This window comes from Desertivirga xinjiangensis (genome assembly GCF_024436435.1).
GTDB lineage: Bacteria > Bacteroidota > Bacteroidia > Sphingobacteriales > Sphingobacteriaceae > Desertivirga > Desertivirga xinjiangensis.
Map to the genome: position 1 here is coordinate 81769 of NZ_JAFMZP010000008.1, position 20363 is coordinate 102131.

Sequence of the window (20363 nt, forward strand, 5' to 3'; positions counted from 1 at the left end):
TCCGAAATAAGATATGAGAGAATCAATAAGAGTTTTCGCTCCTGCAACCGTAGCCAATGTGGTTTGTGGTTTCGATGTATTGGGCTTAGCCGTTGACGCTCCGGGTGATGAAGTGATCATGCGCCGGAAGGCGGAACCAGGAGTGGTAATAACCAGGATTACCGGAGATGATGGCCGGTTACCGTTGGATGCATCCAGAAACACAGCCAGTGCCTGCGTTCAAATGTATTTGCAGGAAATTGGTCGCACTGATATAGGAGTAGAAATAGAGTTGCACAAGAAAATGCCAATTGGAAGTGGCTTGGGCTCCAGCTCGGCAAGTACCGTTGCGGGACTTTTTGCTATCAATTCATTATTAGATAATCCTCTTAAACAGGCAGATCTGCTGCCTTTCGCAATGAGAGGTGAGGAGTTAGCCTGTGGATTCGGGCATGCGGATAATGTGGCACCTGCTTTACTTGGAGGATTTATACTGGTACGTAGCTACAATCCGCTGGATGTAATTAAGCTTCCGTATCCGGAAGAACTTCATACAGCTATTGTATTTCCGGAAGTGGACGTTCCTACCCGTGATGCACGACAAATGATAAGGAGTAAAGTTTTGCTTAAGGATGCGGTAACCCAATGGGGAAATGTCGCTGGCCTTGTAAGCGGATTATTTATGAAAGACATGGATCTGATAGGGAGGAGCATGATAGATGTCCTTGTTGAGCCGGTGAGATCCATATTAATTCCGGACTTTTATAAGATGCGTGAGATCGCCATGAACTTAGGAGCATTAAGTTTTGGTATTTCCGGATCTGGCCCATCGGTATTTTCTTTTACACGTGACAGGGAAACTGCGGAAAGGATAACAGCTGCTGTCCAGAAACATCTTTCGACTCTGGATATTGGCAGTCTGGGCTATGTTTCAAAGGTTAATGCAAACGGCCCTGTCATACTTGATTAAATTAAAATCGTAATTCGTAAATCTCCAAAACGCAAATTCAAGTGAAATTATATAGTACAAATAACCCAGCTTTATCGGTAGATTTTAAAGAAGCAGTATTTAATAGCTTGCCCCAGGATAAGGGTTTATATATGCCGCATGAGATTCCGGCTCTGGAACAGGATTTCATAGATAATATTGATAGCTATTCGCTGCCGGAAATTGCATTTAAGGTAGCCAAAAACATCCTTCAGAATGCGATGCCCGACGAAGATCTGAAATCAATCATAGATGACGCCATAGATTTCCCCGCCCCTGTAGTAAAGTTAAATGACAATACATATGTATTGGAGTTGTTTCATGGCCCGTCTTTAGCATTTAAAGATTTCGGTGCGCGCTTCATGAGCCGGATCATGAGTCACTTCCTTGAGGAGGGGGAGAAAACTCTGAATGTATTGGTGGCTACATCTGGTGATACAGGTGGTGCAGTAGCCCTGGGCTTTTTAGGTGTACCCAATACACAGGTCACTATTTTATACCCTAAAGGGAAGGTTAGCCCCATCCAGGAGTTGCAATTGACCACCAATGGTCAAAATATTAGGGCTATTGAAATTGACGGAACATTTGACGATTGCCAGGCTTTAGTGAAACAGGCTTTTGTAGATGCGGAATTGAATGAACGATTCCGCCTGACCTCCGCAAACTCTATTAATATATCCAGGTTAATTCCTCAGACGTTCTACTATTTCAATGCTTATGCACAGTTAAAGAAAGAAGGCAAAAGCGATGTGATCTTTTCCGTTCCAAGTGGAAACTTCGGAAATATAGGCGCAGGGTTGCTGGCATGGAAAATGGGTTTGCCTGTTAAGCAATTCATAGCAGCTACCAATGTGAATGATACGGTTCCTGCCTTTTTCAAATCAGGCCTGTACGAACCAAAGCCTTCTATAGCCACTCTTTCAAATGCCATGGATGTTGGAAATCCAAGCAACTGGGTGCGGATTATGACTTTATTCAAAAATGAATTAGATGAAGTTAAAAGGGTGGTTAGCGCGGAAAGTTTTACAGATGAACAAACACGTGTAGCTGTTCAGGAGGTTTTTGAAAAGTTTGACTACGTGGTTTGCCCTCATACAGCTATAGCCTGGTTGGCTGTTGAAGACTATCGGAAGGTTTCAGGAGACTATAGCAGTGCCGGAGTATTCCTGTCTACCGCTCATCCCTGCAAGTTTCCTGATGTATATGAGGGTGCAATTGCATTAAAGGTAGAAATCCCTGAGCAAGTGCGTTCCCTTGAGGGGAAACCCAAACAGGCCGTCGAAATGGGAGCTGACTTTGACGTATTTAAATCTTATTTATTATCAAATTAGCGAATATGATTAATACCATAATTTTTGACTTGGGGGCGGTATTGATCAACTGGCACCCGCATCATTTATATAAAAAGATATTTTCTGATGAGTCGGAAATGCATCATTTTATTGAGAATGTATGTACCGGCGATTGGAATGAAGAACAGGATGGGGGAAGGACCCTGGCTGAAGGTACAGAAGTGCTAGTTAAGCAATTTCCGGAACATGAAGACAATATCAGGGCTTACTACGGACGTTGGGAAGAAATGCTCGACGGGCCAATACAAGGAACAGTCGATCTTTTCAAGGCTTTAAAAGATAGCGGTAGTTATAAAATATATGCCTTAACCAATTGGTCGGCTGAAACATACCCAATAGCGCAGGGGAAGTTTGATTTTTTAAATTGGTTTGATGGCGTGGTCGTGTCGGGGACAGAAAAGCTTCGTAAGCCTTTTCCTGAGTTTTACCAGATACTTTTAGACCGGTATAAAGTAAAGCCCGAAAACGCACTTTTTATCGATGATAACTTAAGGAATGTCGAGGCTGCAAGGATGCTTGGAATTGAGAGTATTCATTTCACCAATCCGCAGGACTTAGAGGCGGAATTAGTGAAAAGAGGTTTGTTGTAATTTTTTTTGCTTGACAGCCATTAGGTTAGCAATCTGTTTAACATGATATGCTAAAACCTGCTGCTTTGAATGCAAAAAAATTTAAATTTGCATCATCAAAAGCCTCCTTAGCTCAGCTGGTAGAGCAACTGACTTGTAATCAGTAGGTCATTGGTTCGATCCCGATAGGAGGCTCTTAAAAAGAGAGTGTTGAAAAACACTCTCTTTTTTTGTGAAAGTCTTTTTAGGCACACGCGGGCATGCATGCGCCAGCATACGGCCTGAACCCTCCAAGTCAAAAACTTATTAAAGTTTCTCAAAAAATATTAATTTAGATCTTTATAGTAGATACTTTTCGATTATGATAGACATCGGGCAGTTCAAATGAAAAGAGTTTTCGTCAAACTGTCGGTTCCCGCTAGGTTTTTTAAGTACTTAACATACTGTTAACGCTCGATTTTTACATTTGCAGCGTGCTCGAACAAGATGCAGGGATAATTTATAAAAAGATGGAAATATGTAGTCAGGTACGTCAGAATCTTAGAAGCGGAGACCGTTCCGCTTTCAAGCTTGTATTTGATACATACAGCCCGGGTATTTTTGAGCTTTCCTATAAGATTCTTAAGAGCAGGGAGCTGGCGGAAGAGATCGTGCAGGATACTTTTATAAAACTTTGGTTGTCGCGCGAGAACATCGACATATCCCGAAACTTATGGTCCTTAATATACGTTATCGCGAAACGCTTATGTTTCAATAAGCTTCGATCCGCCAAGTACGACATCCTGCTGCAGCAAGAGCTGGTACATCATATGTCACTTGCTGTTGAGGATAGCACAACTCAGGTCAATGAGCTGGAACAGCTTTTGAAACATTCAGTAGGTCTTCTTCCCGCCAGGCAGCGTGAGGTCTGGCAACTGAGCAGGGAAGAGGGGCTATCACATAAAGAAATTGCAGACCACTTAGGTATATCTCCCAATACCGTTAAGAATAGCCTCGTACAAACTCTAAAGTACCTCCGTCAGCACTTTAAAAAAGCCGACTACCTTTATTTTTTTATTTTTTTATATTTCTTATAGTCCTATCGGGAACTTCGTGTGTACATCAGGTAATAAAAAACAATTTATTACTTAGTGGATAAAGACCGATTTAAACAACTAGCAAAAAGATATTTTGAGGACAATCTTTCGGAGGAAGAACTTAAAGAATTTCTTAACCTGCTGGAAAGTCAGGAGGACGCCTTTTACGAAGCTGTGGACGAAAAGATTACCCTCGGTCACGTTACAGACTTTGAAAAAGAAACAGCGTTCGAAAAGCTGGCACAGGACGAAAGGTTCGCTGGAACCAAAGTTCGCCGCCTGATACCTTATGCCTTCACTGCTGTTGCATGCTCCATCTTAATCACGCTTGGATTCGTGCTTTACTTTAATCAGGAGGTTTTACAGGGGCCGAATCAGAAGAAAACTACCGCCCGGCAAAGGAAGACTGTATCGAAACAGGAAGAGCAATATGCCGTCATACGTTTAGCCAACGGCACGCAGTTGGCTTTGGCTGATATTTCTGAAACCGGGCTCAATTATGATGGTGTAAGGCTTTCTAAGATCTCCGGTAATTTGTATAAGATCACCTTAGACCCGAAAAGCCAGGACTTCAAACTTCCCTATCACGAGTTTACCACCGGAAAGGGAATTAGCTATTCCTTACTATTGCCCGATGGATCTAAAGTGGATTTAAACTCTGGAACTATTCTGAGGTTAGATCCCAGCTTCAATGTATCAAACCGTGATTGTGAGCTAACGGGAGAGGCTTATTTTGATGTGAAGCGAAATGAATCCATGGCCTTCCGGGTGAAAACGCGTGACTATGATGTTAAGGTGCTTGGAACCCAGTTCAACATAAAAAGCTATCCTCATAACAATTATTCGCAGACAGCTCTGGTAAAAGGAAATGTTCATGTGACCAGGGAACAAAGACAAATCAACCTCTTACCGGGCGATCAGGTGCGCGCAGAAGCCGGCGTCCTGCAAAATAAAAGCAAAGCTAACTTCAGAGAGGTACTTGCATGGAAGGAAGGTTACTTTCGTTTTACGGATGCTAATATCAAGGATATTATGGGCGATATAGTGACTTGGTATGCTATCAGCGATATCGAATACCAGTATAATTCAAATGAGTCTTTTACAGGCTCCATTGTACGCACAAGAAGCCTGGAGGAAGTTCTGGCAAGCATAGAGAAAATTTCTAACCTGCGATTTGAAATTAAAGAAGGGAGGGTGATAGTGAGGAAGTAAAACTTAAAAAAAGCAATCGGAAGCGTTGCCGCGCTCCCGATTTGTCGTACGGATATAAAACCTAATAACAGTATTAATTACCCTATACTAATCAAATGTATCGATTTTTTATCATACCCCCTTGTTTCATATCGGCGGGGGTAAAAAAACTATTGCTAATTATGAAGTTGGTTTCTTTGTTGTTGCTCGGAACCATGCTCCACGCCAGTGCAGCTACCTTCGGACAAAAGATCTCAATACACGCCAAACAAGCAAACATACAAGACATATTGGTAGATATTCAAAAACAAACCAACTATGATTTCCTGTATAACAATGCGCATTTAAAGGGCTTGGGAAAGGTCAGTGTCTTTTTGCACAAAAAGGAAGTTACCGAAGTGCTGAACACTGTGCTTACGCCGCACGGCCTGGTATACGTTTTGGAGAACAATATGGTGCTGATCAAGTCCAGTGCAGAGATGAGGAACGCTGCGGAAGCAGTACAAAGCGTTGTGGAAGGCTACGTGAAAGACGAGTTGGGCAATGTCATTGCGGGTGCGTCGGTAAGGTTGGCCAATAGTAATCTGGGTACAGCAACAGACGCCAGAGGATACTTTAAGCTACTGAGTCCAGCAGTTAAAAATACGATAACGGTCACTGCCGTAGGTTTTGAGCCGTTTACCATTGAGGTCGCGGAAGGACAAGTGCTACAAATTGCACTGAAAGAGCAGATCAGCGATCTGAATGAAGTTGTAGTAGTTGGTTACGGCGTACAGAAGCGGGCAAACCTGACAGGCGCAGTTGCCCAGATAAATGCGGCAGACATCGCCTTGCGTCCTGATGCGAATATTTCGACAACCTTACAAGGCCTGATGCCCGGTTTGAATATTCAGATGAACAATGGTGATCCGTCAGCGACGCCAGACATTAATGTACGGGGTTTTAACTCCATCAACGGCGGTAGCCCTTTGGTGTTGATTGACGGTATCGAGGGAAATATTACCCGGGTTAACCCCAATGATATCGAAACCGTGACCGTATTGAAGGATGCTGCCTCTGCTGCCATCTATGGTGCCCGCGGCGCTTTTGGCGTCATCCTGATCACTACAAAGTCGGGTAAAGCGGGAACAACAATAGTTTCTTACAGTAACAACTTCGGATGGACAACGCCTACTGCCCGAACAGATTATATTTCAGATCCATACATATATGGCAAAACGGTGGATGCTGCCCTTTACGGGTATAACGGGTCTTCGTATACCAGGTATAATGAAATGGACTGGGAAACCATTAAGATGGTGGCCAATGGTGAGATAGAGCCTTTTCATGAATTGCAATCAGATGGTTCTTATAAGTTCTTTCACAAGACCAACTGGTGGGATACCATATTTCGTAAGTATCAGGCATCTAATTTTCACAATGTGTCAATTTCCGGGGGTAGCGATAAGCTAAGAGGTTATTTGTCTGGCAGAATCTTCGAACGCCAGAGCATCAATAATATCAATAAAGATGCTGACATGGATCGCCAGAACCTCAAGGCAAACCTCGTATTTACACCCAAGCCCTGGCTTGAGATTTCTAATAACATCCAGTTCATCAATGAAGAGGATAAAGACTACGGTGGTTATACTAATGGATTTGGAGGCTTATGGAGTACTACAACATGGTATAACCTGATGGCTTTTTACCCGAATATGGTCAATGGCGTTCCTGCAGATATCGGTACAGGAACCGGTGGTCAGGGCGGGAATGCCGGTCTTTATTCCGGAAAAACATGGCGCCTGTTCAATAATGAAGAGTTTACCAATACTTTCCGTGTGAACGCTAAGCCAGTTAAAGGCCTTCAGATAAACTTCGATTATAGCAACCGAATTGAAAATACAAGCAGAAGCTTTCGTCTAAATCCCTTCAACTATCTGGCGGGTAATAAGCTGGACCTCCGTACAGTAGGGTTAAACCGTCTGAGTGAATACCGCTGGAAGGACAAGTACAATGTGTTGAATCTGTTTGCAACCTATAGCAAGACAATTGCTTCTGACCATCATGTGAAATTACTTGCCGGTCTTAACCGTGAAAGCTTTGATCGCGACCGTGTGGCAGCAGAGGCCGACAACCTACTGATCGAAGATCTGTCTAATCTTTCTCTGGCTACTGCCATGAACAGCATTGCAGGCTCCGCAACGAATTGGGCAGTACAAGGCTACTTCGGCCGCCTAAACTACGACTTCAGAAATAAATACCTTCTTGAAGTTAACGCCCGGTATGATGGCTCTTCACGTTTTCCTGCCGACAGCCGTTGGGGACTATTTCCTTCTGTTTCGTTAGGCTGGCAGATAGATCGTGAAGATTTCTGGGATCCTATCAGCTCCGTCCTGCCCTCTGTCAAGCTTAGAGGTTCTTATGGAAAGCTAGGTAACCAAACGGTGGATGTAAATACTTTCAAAGAATTGATGACAGTGGGAATATCGCCATGGTTAAACGGAGGCAACCGCCTTACCTATGCCTCAATGCCGTCACCGCTACCTAACGTGGTCACCTGGGAAACCACCAAGAGTATCAACCTGGGACTTGATCTCGGCTTACTCCAGAACAGGATTTTTGTCAACTTTGATTGGTACCGCAAAAACGTAGAAGGTATGTACCTTCCGGGAGAGCCTTTACCGGCCGTATTCGGTGCTAACGAACCGAAAGAAAATTATGCGGCATTAAGAAATGAGGGCTATGAGCTGAATGTAACCTACCAGGATAAATTCAAGGTTGGGGGATCACCACTGACTTTCAGCGTATCAGCAAACGTTTCCAACTTCAAGGGTATCATTACCCGTTATAATAATCCTAACGGCTTGTTAAGCTCTTATTATGAAGGGAAGCGACTGGGCGAAATATGGGGTTTCCGTACCGATGGCCAGTTCCAGTCGGACGAAGAGGCCATGGCTTATCAGAACTCCTTCGCTAACCCATCGAACAATCTCTCCTTTGTCTACAATGACATCCTGAATGTCATGCAGAACAGTGAATGGAACCACCTGCGTGCCGGAGACGTGAAATACCTTGATGTGAATGGCGATGGGAAGATCGACAAAGGGGATAATACCTTAGCTAATCATGGCGATTTACAGCGTATAGGTAACGCAATGCCTAGATTTCCTTTCGGCCTGAACATAAACGCAAAATGGAAATTTCTCGATATGTCTGTTGCTCTTGCAGGTGTGGCGAGTCAGGATTGGTATCCTACAGGTGACCTGTACTGGGGTACCTATCAGCGTCCATATCTATCCTTCCTTCGTAAGGATCTCATAGACAATGCATGGAGACCAGACGAGAATGGCAAATATCCGCAGATCTATCGTGGTTACTCTTCATTACAATCCGGACGCTCATTATATGAGCTCAACGACTATTATCTTGAAAACGTAGGCTATTTGAGAGTGAAAAATTTCAGTTTAGGATATACTCTCCCGCAGAATTGGACAAGGAGAGCTAATATTGAGAAGCTGCGTGTCTTCTTCAGTGGAGAAAATATGTTCACCTGGAGTTTTGGTGGTTTGACCAGGTATATCGATCCGGAACAGGCCGGTTCGGCAATAAGCTATTCATCACCAGCGACAGCTGACGACCGTGGCGATCTGCGGGACTATCCGATGGGTAAGACCTATTCTTTTGGTGTAATGTTAAACTTATAACGATTGTAAACGATGAAAATGAATAAAGTCATCCTGTATTATATATGCGGTGTTGCAGGCCTTGCTTCCCTGTCATCCTGTAATAAAGATTATCTGGACCGTCCTTCAGAAGATCAGGTCGAAGCTCCTTATTTCTTCAATACGGCTAAAGATCTTGAAGTAGCTACTAACGACTTCTATACCATGCTGCCGGGAACAGAAGTTTACTCTGACGACGCTGCTTCAGATAACCTGATGCCGCTAAATCCGGCTAACCAGGTAAAAGGAACTCGCATCGTTCCAGTAGCCAGCGGCAGCGGCGGCTGGTCATGGGGCAACCTCAGAAAGATTAACTACTTCCTCGAGAACTATCACAAGGTAAAAGATGAGGCAGCAAAAGCTAAATACAGCGGTATTGCCAGGTTCTACAGAGCGCTTTTCTATTACGATAAGGTGAAGACCTTTGGAGATGTGCCTTGGTATAACAAAGTGCTGGGAGCTAAAGATCCGGATATTTACAAAGCGCGCGATTCCCGTATCCTGGTTATGGATTCCGTACTGGCAGATTTGGATTATGCCATTGCGAATATCCCGCCCGAGAAACAAATGTACCTCATTACTAAACATACTGCGTTATTGCTTAAAGCCAGGGTGGCGCTCTTCGAAGGCACGTTTCGTAAATATCACCAGATAGAAGGTTACCAGAAGTTCCTAAATGAAGCGGTATCAGCCTCTAACGAACTGATCGGGTCTGGAGCTTACACGCTTTATTCCGCCGGAGGGACATCGGCTGCATATCGCAATCTGTTTGCGCGCGACAATCAGGATAACGTGGAAACTATCCTGGCAGCAGATTACCAGTTGGGGCTGAAAGTGCAAAACCTCGCTTATACATTCACCTCCGCAACCGCCGGATCTTACGGACTTACCAAAGACATGGTTAACAGTTACCTGATGAATGATGGCTCGCGGTTAACCGATAAACCCAATTATCAGACTATGTCTTATTATCAGGAGATGCAGAACAGGGATCCTCGTTTGACGCAAACTACTGCAGGACCTGACTTTAGAGTTAACGGAGCAACAAGCAACGAACCTGTGTCATTGAACATCACCACAACCGGTTATCGCTTAATCAAAGCCCTGCCCGATCGCGCCCAATGGGCAACCTCTGCTTCAGTATTTGATATTATCATTTTTCGTTATGCAGAGGCTTTGCTGGTATATGCAGAAGCAAAGGCAGAGCTGGGTACGCTTACGCAGGCTGATTTAGACCTTTCGATCAACAAGCTGCGTGCGCGTGTTGGCATGCCCAACTTAAATCTGGCGCAAGCCAACACTAACCCGGACCCCTACCTTTTGGCCCAGTATGTGAATGTTGACAAGGGAGCCAATAAAGGAGTGATCTTAGAGATCCGTCGCGAAAGAAGGATTGAGTTATTTAATGAAGGTCAGCGCTGGGATGACCTTATGCGCTGGAAGGAAGGACAGAAGCTTACCCAGCCGATGGTTGGGGTTTACTTTTCAGGTACCGGGTCACACGACTTTACGGGAGATGGCACTGCCGATGTATTCCTTCATACGGGTTCCACCACTTCAGCGCCTGCGTCTGTAACTTCGTTTATCAATATCAATCAGCGTACGCTGCGCAATCCTGTCACTGGACAACAGAATGCAACATCAGGCAATCTGGATCCATTCCCGCAGGGAGGCGGTTTTGATGAAAACAGGGACTATTATGCACCAATCCCTTCCGAGGATCTGATCTTAAACAAAAAATTAATACAAAATCCGGAGTGGAAATAGTATGAATAAGGTAGTTATAGCACTTTGCGTTTTTCTTGTCGGGAGCGTATGTAAATCAAGGGGGCAATCAAGCTCTGGTAAATATCCACTGGGCTACTCTGTCGACATCGGCAAAATAACCAGTGAGAAGATGCAGTATGCAAAATCCCTGGGTATTACGCATATCGAGCTCGCGGGAATCGGCGCCATCCTCGACAAAAAACTCGACACCATTGAGGTCTCTGTTAAATGGAAAGATCACATACAATCTGTAAAGACAATACTTGCTAATAGCGGTATTAAAGTATGGTCGATACATATGCCGTTCAGTCAGAACTTTGATATATCCCTTACGAATGAGGCCAGGCGTCAGCGAGTCGTAGCGGCGCACCGGAATATCCTGAAAGCGCTGCTAGTACTTAGCCCCGAGATCATTCTTTTTCATCCATCGTACTATCTGGGACTGAACGAGCGTGAAGCCAGGGCCAAGCAGATGACTAAGTCTGTGAATGAGCTTTATAAAATTGTCAGTGGCTATAAAAGGCAGATGGTTGTTGAGAATATGCTCGGCCCCGCCCTGCGAAAAGGCGATGTAGAACGACCGCTGATGCGTAGTGTAGAGGAATGCCAGAAGCTGTTTTCAAATTTTCCAGGGAAAGTAGGTATTGGTGTAGACATGTGTCATATAGCAGAGCCTCAAAAGCTGCTGCTTGCATTCGGTTCACGGGTTAAAACTGTACATGTATCTAATGGTACGGGTGAGGCAGAAAATCATTATCTGCCTTGTGATGCACGCGGAAAGAATGATTGGAACGCCATTTTTGCTGCCCTGCAAAAGATAAAATATAAAGGTCCCTTCATGCATGAATCAAAATATAAAGATGAAAAGGAGCTGGCCGAGTGCTATAACTCCATATGGGAAAATTACCAGGTAAGCTTAACAAAGAAAAAATAACGATAAACATCGTGTGCATTCTGCTCAACGATAGCAGTGAACATGTGATGATAGCTTTATTACCATTAAGAAATATTATGAAGAATATACTTTTTTCTCTAGTTGCCATGCTGTACTTATGGTTTGTAAGTAGCTGTAAAAAGGATGATTCTGCCCTGCAAGAGAAGTTGCTGGCCGGAACTGAACTTATTGAAGCAGGAAGTAAAGCAGGATCTTATCAGTTTGATGTGCTTTCCAATGTCGATATGACGGTAGAATCTGATGTTGACTGGATTACCCTGGATTCCACAGTTTACCCAAAAGGTAAGCGGAAAATTACCTTTGAAGTTGTCAGCAATGAAGATGATGAGCGCTCGGGCGTCATCAGTGTCCGTATAAATGACAATATGGTTAAGCAGGTCCTCGTTGCGCAGGAGTCCGGTAAAGTTCCGGTATTCTATGTAAGCCCCGACGGAACAGGAGAGGGGGACTCATGGAACGCACCGACCGACTTCGCTACAGCAATGGAGAAAGCAACAACCGGAAGCACCATTTATATGATGGAAGGGACCTACTACCCGACGAAAACTATCCGCAATGGCGAATCCACAGAAGAATCAGATAATACCTTCGAGATCTCCAAAAATATATCCGTGATAGGAGGTTTTTCAAGTGATGCCATGCCGGGAGCTACACCAAACGCAGAACTGTACAAGACCATTCTTCAGGGCAGGATGCAAAGCGGCAAGCAGGCTTTCCATACGGTTACAGTCACCGCCAATAACGAAGCCGATTCGAAGGTCTACCTGGAAGGATTAATCATCACAGGAGGCAACGCTACCGACAGAGGTACCAATATCACGATCAACAGTGTCAGATATAGTCGTGGACAAGGAGGTGGCATTGCAATTGGGCCCGCTCAGGTTCACATGAAATACGTTAACATCATTGACAATAAGGCAACCGCAGACAAAGGAACAGCTGGTTTTGCAGCAGGCTTGTATGCCTTCTCAAACGCCAAGGTTACGATGGAAAACTGCAAGGTTAACAATAATCAAAATACTTCTAACAACGGAGGAGGAGTATGGATCTATGCATCGTCGTTAACGGCCTATAACACACAATTCAATGGCAATAGCGCCAGAGGAACAGCGGGTGGGGTGCACGGCTACCCGGATGCAACTATCATACTTTATAACTCTGAAGTGATGAACAACAGCAATACATCGTATGGCGCAGGACTCTACATGCGGGAAAGATCAAAAGCTATTTTAGTGAACTGCCTGCTTACAGGCAATACCAGCACATCGGTAAATGGAGGAGGTGCAGTAATGCTGTATGATAATTCAAAGGCCGATATCATCAGTTGTACTATTACAGACAATCAGGTAGCAGGTCCTGGCGCCGGCGTTTACAGACGTATGAATGTAAACAATCTGACTGTTATCAACTCGGTTATTTCCGGTAACAGGCAAGCCAGCACTTCCACCGATGTAGATGCCTTTACAGATAATGCAGCGGTTACCCCTGTGTTTAAGAATGCTGTGATTGCAAGTGCGGTATATGGTGATGGCGGAACAGTTGTAGCAGGGCTTTCTTTCAATCCGGCCACTATGTTCAGTAGCTCTTTTAGGCTAACAGGGGCTAATAACCCAGCTCTAACAAACGGTTTGAATGAGAACGCACTTTCTGCTTTAGGACTGACCTATGTGCCGCCTCTGGAAAGCTCGCTGATCAGCAAGGATAAAAATAGTGCAGCACGCACAGGATCCATTATGGGAGCCCTGACAAACTGATAACAGATAAGCTAATAAAGGATGAAGAGGATTATCTCACTTTGCTTTTTATTGGCAGGCTGGCATTGTTTGCTTGCCAGCCCGCCTAAAACCATTATGCTGATCCTGGGCTCTGCAGATCCGGTGGTGTTGCAAAACAGGATGGATATAGCTATTCGTTTATATCAAAAACAAAGCTTCGATAAGATCATCGTTTCAGGAGGCTGCGCCGCACATGGCTCATCCATCTGTGAGGCGTCCTTCATGAGCGATGCCCTGCTTAAGAGCGGTGTTCCCGGGAAGATAATCTATAAAGAGGAGAACTCGAAAACGACGGTCCAGAACTATATTTTCAGCAGGAAGCTGGAAGAAGCGGACGGCACACCAGTTATACTGCCAGGGGATACTGTATTTGTTGTATCAGACCATTGGCATGCCATTTCCGTAGCTGCACGACTAAGGAAGTACGATAAAGTAGAGGCGAAGTTCTATATTGAAGGCAGCATAGACCCCAAACCTTCAGATAAGCTGGACTATGGTTCTATTTTCAACGGAGAACCAGATAATGAGAAGTTCATACTGAAGGGGACCTGGCTGACCCCCGAGGCAGTCTGGCGGCAGGCCGACTCGATATATTACCTCACGGGCTCCCTGGTTTATGTTACAGACCGTCAGAATACTCGCTTTAGTTACTACCCTCGCGGTAAGTTTTTCCCTGCCCTGGAAGATTACGCGGTACAAAAGGAGCTACGCTTTATAGATGCGGGGTCCCACTGGTATGTATGGAATGGAGAGCAGCTGCTAAACATAAATAAGCAAGACAAGAAAATAAAAGGAGTTTCAGATCTAAGCACCCTGATCCCAAACGTGCCTGCAAAGTGGAAGAATAGCCTGAAAGCCGGATTCATTGATGGTGATAAGCTGCTATTGTTCTCGGATACCGGAGTACTCGTTGGCCGGAAGAAAGGCAAGATCTTCGTCATCGAACAAGAAGCAAGCGCGCCAAACTATTTCACTGGCTGGCCCTATGCCTGGGGACAAGGAAATGTTAGCGCTGTGATGGTTGACGCTGCTAACCGAAAGCTTTATGTGTACCGGAACCAGGAATATATGGAACTGGGTGGTGGGCTGAAAATACTTGAAGGCCCTAAGTCTTTAAGACTAAAATGGATTGATTTAAAATAATTACTCAATGAAAAAGAAGAATTTTTTATATAGTTTAATGCTTCTGTTCCTGCTTGTATCCTGCTCTAAGCAGGATGACGGGGTACAATTGCCCTATGATTACTCCGTTGTACAGGAGCAGGATATTAAGGAAGTTGTTGAGTCGGCCGCCTGGAAAAGTAAAATCGTTGCCGATGGGATTACCTGGAAGTACTATCAATTTCCCCAGATATTTGAATCGCGCCAGTATGTTAACATGTTTGAGATCGATCTCTCAAAGGGATATAAAATAGAAATACCGTATGTAAGATCGGGTTTTCTGAAAACAAGTGAGGCAGCGACTGCAAAGGATGCCCTTATTGCATTTAACGGGAGCTTTTTTAACACCACGAGTGGCGGATCCACTACTTTCTTTAAGAGTGAAGGTCAGGTAGTTAACCAAACAGTAAGCGGCTTTACGCCGTACCGGGAAAATGGAGCCGTAACAATTGATGCTTCGGGAAGACCGAACATAGTTCAAAAACCGTCCGGGGGATGGTCTGCAGTAGTAGAACCGGTAGCCCTGGCTGGCGGTCCTTTAATGATATTGGACGGTAAGGAGCTTTCGCAACAGGATGTGGATTTCAATTCAAACAGGCATCCTCGTACAGCAGTAGGGCTGACATCTAGCGGGAAAATGATCGTAGTAGTTGTTGATGGCAGATCTTCGCAGTCACAGGGATTGACCATCCCTCAGTTGTCGCAATTAATGGCCGCTTTAGGTTGTACTTCTGCGTTGAACTATGATGGAGGTGGGTCTTCTACCGCCTGGGTTAAAGGTAGTGGGGTTGTGAATTATCCTTCTGATAATGGGAAATTTGATCATGAAGGGGAACGTGGTGTAGCCACTGTTTTTACAGTCAAGAATTAACCTGCAGGTCAGGGCTTTTAAAAAGAATGGGGCAGGAAATCACTTTGCCCCCTTCTTTCTCTTTAAAATATCGCTTCTGCAATTCTTTTTGTTGGCGCTGGATTACTCATGGTATAAAAATGCAATACCGGGGCTCCAAAGCTCATCAGTTCCTTGCATTGCTGGATCATAAATTCGATCCCTACTTCTTTAACATCTTTTTCAGATTTACAAGCCAGCACTGCTTCACTTAAATCTTCAGGAATGTCAATATGGAAGATCTTTGGCAGGCTGACAAGCTGCTTCGAAGATGTGATAGGCTTTAATCCTGGTATAACAGGGACGTTAATATCGTTTTCACGACAAAGTTTTACAAAGTCGAAATACTTCTGGTTATCGTAAAACATTTGTGTTACAATGAAGTCTGCCCCCATCTCCACTTTCTTTTTCAGATACCTGAAATCAGTTTTCAGGTTAGGTGCTTCAAAGTGTTTCTCAGGATAAGCTGCCACTCCTATACAAAAGTCGGATTTATTGGCATCGTTATGTTCATGAAGATACTTCCCGTTATTCATATCCACAACCTGTGCCAGCAGATCGGTTGCATAGGCATGTCCGCCCGGGGTAGGAATAAACGAAGGATCAGCTTTTCGGGCATCTCCGCGCAATACCAGCACATTATCTATGCCCAAAAACTGCAGGTCGATCAATGCATTTTCAGTTTCTTCTTTCGTGAAGCCCCCGCAGATCAAATGAGGAACCGCATCAACCTTATACCGGTTAATTATGGAGGCACATATTGCTACAGTTCCGGGCCGTTTGCGGTAAGAGATCTGTTCAAGCAGGCCAGAGGAGTGCTGTTTGTAAATATAATCCTCACGATGATAAGTTACATCGATGAACGGAGGCTTGAACTCCATTAACGGGTCGATGGCATTATAAATACTTTGTATGCTTTGTCCCTTAACAGGCGGTAATAGTTCAAAAGAAAAAAGAGTTTTGCCATTGGCATTCCCTATATGATCAATTATCTTCATATTAATACCCCAAATTAGGACTTAGCCATCTTTCAACGTCCTCTAATGGCTGGTTTTTACGTTTTGCGTAATCTTCTACCTGGTCTTTACTTATTTTCCCCAGTCCAAAATACCGCGATTCAGGATGCGAAAAATAGAACCCGCTAACTGATGCAGCAGGATACATTGCGAAACTTTCCGTCAAATGAATACCTGTGGCCTCTTCTGCTTTTAAAAGGTCAAACAAAGTGCGCTTTTCAGTATGATCTGGACAAGCAGGGTAGCCTGGTGCGGGGCGGATTCCCTGGTACTTCTCTTTTATCAGGTCCTCATTACTTAGGCCTTCTGTTTGTGCATAACCCCAGTATTCTTTCCGCACAAGTTCATGCATTTTTTCAGCGAAAGCTTCAGCAAAACGGTCAGCTATTGCTTTGGTCATGATGCTGTTGTAATCGTCATGATTTTTTTCAAACTCCGCAACCAGCTCATCGCACCCTATTCCGGCTGTAACTGCAAAGCCGCCGAAGTAGTCGTCAATGCCCGATTCTTGCGGAGCGATAAAGTCAGATAAAGCATAATACGGTTCCCCTGCTACTTTTTCTGTTTGCTGACGAAGCGTATGTATGGTTACTGGCCCCTGATCTTCTGTTTCGAGCACAATGTCGTCACATACAGATTTTGCTTTCCAGAAGCCGATGACAGCTTTTGCTCTGAGAAGTTTCTCAACGACAATACGGTTCAACAGTTTCTGAGCATCATCAAATAACTTTTTTGCTTCAATGCCTACAATTTTATCTTCAAATATCCGCGGATAGCTGCCCCGAAGTTCCCATGTATGGAAAAAAGGTGTCCAGTCGATATACGGGACCAGGTCCTCCAGCGGGAAGTCTTCGAATACTTTTGTTCCCAGAAGTTTCGGCGCTGGTGCTACAGAACCGTTTAGGTTAATCTGATATTTGTCAGCCCTTGCCTCTTCGATAGTTTTATAACGTTTATCTGAGCGTTTATTTAAATGTGCCTCTCGTGCCTTGGCATATTCATCCTTTATACCTTTGATATAGGTGTCACGAAACTCTCCGTTCATTAAACTGCTGCATACGGTAACACTCCTGGAGGCATCCAGAACATGAATGGCAGGCCCTGAATAGTTAGGGTCGATTTTTACTGCCGCATGGATGCGGGAAGTAGTTGCTCCGCCGATCAGTAAAGGTATAGTGAAGCCTTCACGCTCCATTTCTTTAGCGAAATGTACCATTTCATCAAGGGAAGGGGTTATCAGGCCGCTTAAACCAATGATATCAACATTCTCTTCCCGTGCTTTTTTGATGATAGCCTGTGCTGGCACCATCACACCCATATCGATCACCTCAAAATTATTGCATGCCAGCACAACCCCAACGATGTTTTTGCCGATATCGTGAACATCTCCTTTAACGGTCGCCATTAGAACCTTGCCTGCAGAACTTGATCCGCCATCCTGAGGGTTTTTGAGTTTCTCCTCTTCAATAAAAGGCAGCAAGTAAGCAACCGCTTTTTTCATTACCCGGGCTGATTTTACAACCTGGGGAAGGAACATCTTTCCTGCGCCGAATAGATCTCCCACCACATTCATGCCCTCCATTAAGGGGCCTTCAATCACCTGCAGGGGTTTATCATATTTTTGCCGGGCTTCTTCAACATCAGCGTCCAGATATTCAACGATACCTTTAACCAGCGCATGCGAAAGACGCTCCTCAACGCTTCCTTTCCGCCATTCTTCATCCCTTACAACCTCTTTTCCCTTACTTTTTATCGTGTCTGCGTATTCAACCAGGCGTTCAGTGGCATCATCACGGCGGTTTAACAGGACATCTTCTACTTTATCAAGCAGTTCTTTTGGGATCTGCTCGTACACCTCAAGCATACCAGCGTTTACGATTCCCATGTCTAAGCCTGCTTTGATGGCGTGATATAGAAATGCTGAGTGCATGGCCTCGCGAACTACATTATTTCCCCTGAAAGAGAAAGAAATGTTAGATACACCGCCGCTTACTTTTGCATACGGCAGATTTTCTTTAATCCATCGGGTAGCATTGATAAAGTCTACCGCATAGTTATTATGCTCTTCGAGCCCTGTAGCTACAGTTAAAATGTTAGGGTCAAAAATAATATCCTGTGGGGGGAAGCCAACCTTATCGACCAATATGTCGTAGGAGCGCTTGCATATCACCGTGCGGCGTTCGTAGTTGTCGGCCTGACCTTGTTCGTCAAAAGCCATCACAACTACAGCTGCGCCATAATTTAAGATCTTCCGGGCACTTTCAATGAACTTTTCCTCCCCCTCTTTTAAAGAGATGGAGTTCACAATTCCTTTACCCTGCAGGCACTTTAAGCCAGTTTCAATAACAGACCATTTCGAAGAGTCTACCATGATCGGGAGCTTAGCTATATCAGGCTCTGAGGCAATAAGATTAAGGAACTTTGTCATTGCAGCTTCCGAATCTAGCATGCCCTCGTCCATGTTTACGTCAATGATCTGAGCGCCGCCCTCTACCTGCTGACGTGCAACAGCCAGTGCAGCTTCATAATCGCCGCCGAGGATAAGTTTTGAAAATTTAGGTGATCCGGTGATGTTGGTCCGTTCCCCAATGTTGACAAAAATACTTTCAGGAGTTATTGTTACCGGTTCCAGTCCGCTTAGACGGAGGTATGGCTCCACTTTTGGAATCTTACGAGGCTGAGACTTTGCTGCCTTTGCTGCGATACATCCAATATGTTCGGGAGTAGTGCCACAGCAGCCACCCACTATATTGACAAATCCGCTGGATATGAAATCGCCTACTAAATGCGCTGTTTCATGCGGTTGTTCATCGTACGCACCGAATTCGTTAGGCAGACCGGCGTTTGGATAAGCTGATACATAACAAGGCGCTTTTTTAGCAAGTTCTTCAATATGCGGACGCATTTCTTTTGCACCAAGCGCACAATTGAACCCAATGCTTAGGATATTGGCATGAGTAAGTGAGTTCAAAAAGGCTTCAGCTGTTTGCCCCGATAGCGTTCTTCCGCTGGCATCAGTAATGGTCCCCGAGATCATGATCTCGATCTTTCGCCCAATTTCCTGTTCGTATTTTTTGACGGAGAATAAGCCGGCTTTGGTGATCAGTGTATCGGTGATGGTTTCAAAAAGCAACACGTCAGCGCCACCGTCTACCAGCCCACGGACCTGCTCATCAAAAGCTGCAGTCAATTCGTCGAAGGTCACAGCCCTGTATCCAGGATCATTTACATCAGGAGACATAGATGCCATTTTGGTGGTAGGCCCTATAGCGCCCGCGACAAAGCGTGGTTTATCAGGATTTTTCGCAGTAAACTCCAGGGACACCTCTTTGGCTATCTTTGCACCTTCAAAGCTCATTTCATATGAAAGATCTTCCATCTGGTAATCCGCCATAGAAATGCGCTGCGTACTGAAAGTATTCGTTTCGATAATATCGGCACCAGCCTCCAGGTATTCGGCATGAATGGCTTTGATAATATCAGGACGGGTGATGTTTAAAAGATCATTATTTCCTTTTAGATCACAAGGGTGATTTTTAAATCTCTCACCGCGGAAATCCTCTTCTGTCAGCTGGTAGCGTTGGATCATTGTCCCCATTGCTCCATCTATCACCAGGATGCGTTTTTCAAGCTCTTTTCTAATGTCCATTTTAGAATTGTTATTTTAAGCTTTAAGCTATAAGTAATGCGCTGCATTTGCTCACCTTAACACAAACTCAAAAAGTATATAACTTAAACATGCTTATTTTCGAAAAGTCGGTCTCCGGCTTTTTGACTTTCACTTATCTGTTCCAAATTCCCGGGTACGGATTCGGATAGAATTTAGCACCTTGTAAGCACAGGTTGCTAAGACTTCGTAGGGTCTAGTCCCTCCGTCTTTCTGAATAAGCTTGGCAAAAATCGTAAATAATTGGGGGAATTGCAAATAAGAAAGGAAGGAGCTG

At 44.5% G+C, this 20363-nt stretch carries 13 protein-coding genes, 1 tRNA gene and 1 riboswitch; of the genes, 12 read left to right on the plus strand and 2 right to left on the minus strand.

What is annotated here, in order from left to right:
• The first annotated feature begins 13 nt into the window (after positions 1 to 13).
• The 12 genes from J3P37_RS17910 to J3P37_RS17965 all read left to right on the plus strand — a co-directional run bounded on the left by J3P37_RS17910 (position 14) and on the right by J3P37_RS17965 (position 15385).
• Positions 14 to 949, plus strand: a complete 936-nt coding sequence (locus J3P37_RS17910) for a homoserine kinase (RefSeq protein ID WP_256012733.1) — start codon at positions 14 to 16, stop codon at positions 947 to 949.
• Between the two features lie 41 nt (positions 950 to 990).
• On the plus strand, positions 991 to 2298 hold the full coding sequence (gene thrC, locus J3P37_RS17915) for a threonine synthase (RefSeq protein WP_256012734.1): 1308 nt from the start codon (positions 991 to 993) through the stop codon (positions 2296 to 2298).
• Positions 2299 to 2303: 5 nt separating this feature from the next.
• Positions 2304 to 2909 (plus strand): HAD family hydrolase, encoded by a 606-nt coding sequence (locus J3P37_RS17920; RefSeq protein WP_256012735.1) that lies wholly within the window; start codon positions 2304 to 2306, stop codon positions 2907 to 2909.
• A gap of 101 nt (positions 2910 to 3010) precedes the next feature.
• A tRNA-Thr gene (locus J3P37_RS17925) sits at positions 3011 to 3083 on the plus strand.
• Between the two features lie 314 nt (positions 3084 to 3397).
• Positions 3398 to 3964 (plus strand): RNA polymerase sigma factor, encoded by a 567-nt coding sequence (locus J3P37_RS17930; RefSeq protein WP_256012736.1) that lies wholly within the window; start codon positions 3398 to 3400, stop codon positions 3962 to 3964.
• Positions 3965 to 4018: 54 nt separating this feature from the next.
• On the plus strand, positions 4019 to 5176 hold the full coding sequence (locus tag J3P37_RS23155) for a FecR family protein (RefSeq protein WP_256012737.1): 1158 nt from the start codon (positions 4019 to 4021) through the stop codon (positions 5174 to 5176).
• Between the two features lie 161 nt (positions 5177 to 5337).
• Positions 5338 to 8838, plus strand: coding sequence for a TonB-dependent receptor (locus J3P37_RS17940; protein WP_256012738.1), 3501 nt, complete (start codon positions 5338 to 5340; stop codon positions 8836 to 8838).
• Positions 8839 to 8850: 12 nt separating this feature from the next.
• Positions 8851 to 10623 (plus strand): RagB/SusD family nutrient uptake outer membrane protein, encoded by a 1773-nt coding sequence (locus J3P37_RS17945; RefSeq protein WP_256012739.1) that lies wholly within the window; start codon positions 8851 to 8853, stop codon positions 10621 to 10623.
• Position 10624: 1 nt separating this feature from the next.
• Entirely contained in the window at positions 10625 to 11557 is a 933-nt protein-coding gene (locus J3P37_RS17950; RefSeq protein WP_256012740.1) for a sugar phosphate isomerase/epimerase family protein, read from the plus strand.
• Positions 11558 to 11634: 77 nt separating this feature from the next.
• Positions 11635 to 13332, plus strand: coding sequence for a right-handed parallel beta-helix repeat-containing protein (locus tag J3P37_RS17955; protein ID WP_256012741.1), 1698 nt, complete (start codon positions 11635 to 11637; stop codon positions 13330 to 13332).
• Between the two features lie 21 nt (positions 13333 to 13353).
• Positions 13354 to 14496 carry a YdcF family protein gene (locus J3P37_RS17960; RefSeq protein ID WP_256012742.1) on the plus strand — a complete coding sequence of 381 codons (1143 nt, stop codon included), beginning with the start codon at positions 13354 to 13356 and terminating at the stop codon, positions 14494 to 14496.
• 7 nt (positions 14497 to 14503) lie between these two features.
• Complete coding sequence (locus J3P37_RS17965; protein ID WP_256012743.1) at positions 14504 to 15385, plus strand: phosphodiester glycosidase family protein; 882 nt, start codon at positions 14504 to 14506, stop codon at positions 15383 to 15385.
• A gap of 62 nt (positions 15386 to 15447) precedes the next feature.
• Here J3P37_RS17965 and metF read toward each other — a convergent pair whose 3' ends face one another.
• Positions 15448 to 16401 carry a methylenetetrahydrofolate reductase [NAD(P)H] gene (gene metF / locus J3P37_RS17970; RefSeq protein WP_256012744.1) on the minus strand — a complete coding sequence of 318 codons (954 nt, stop codon included), beginning with the start codon at positions 16399 to 16401 and terminating at the stop codon, positions 15448 to 15450.
• A gap of 1 nt (position 16402) precedes the next feature.
• Entirely contained in the window at positions 16403 to 20068 is a 3666-nt protein-coding gene (metH, locus tag J3P37_RS17975) for a methionine synthase (protein ID WP_256012745.1), read from the minus strand.
• A 130-nt stretch (positions 20069 to 20198) separates the two neighbouring features.
• Positions 20199 to 20310, minus strand: a riboswitch (SAM riboswitch).
• Positions 20311 to 20363: the final 53 nt, after the last annotated feature.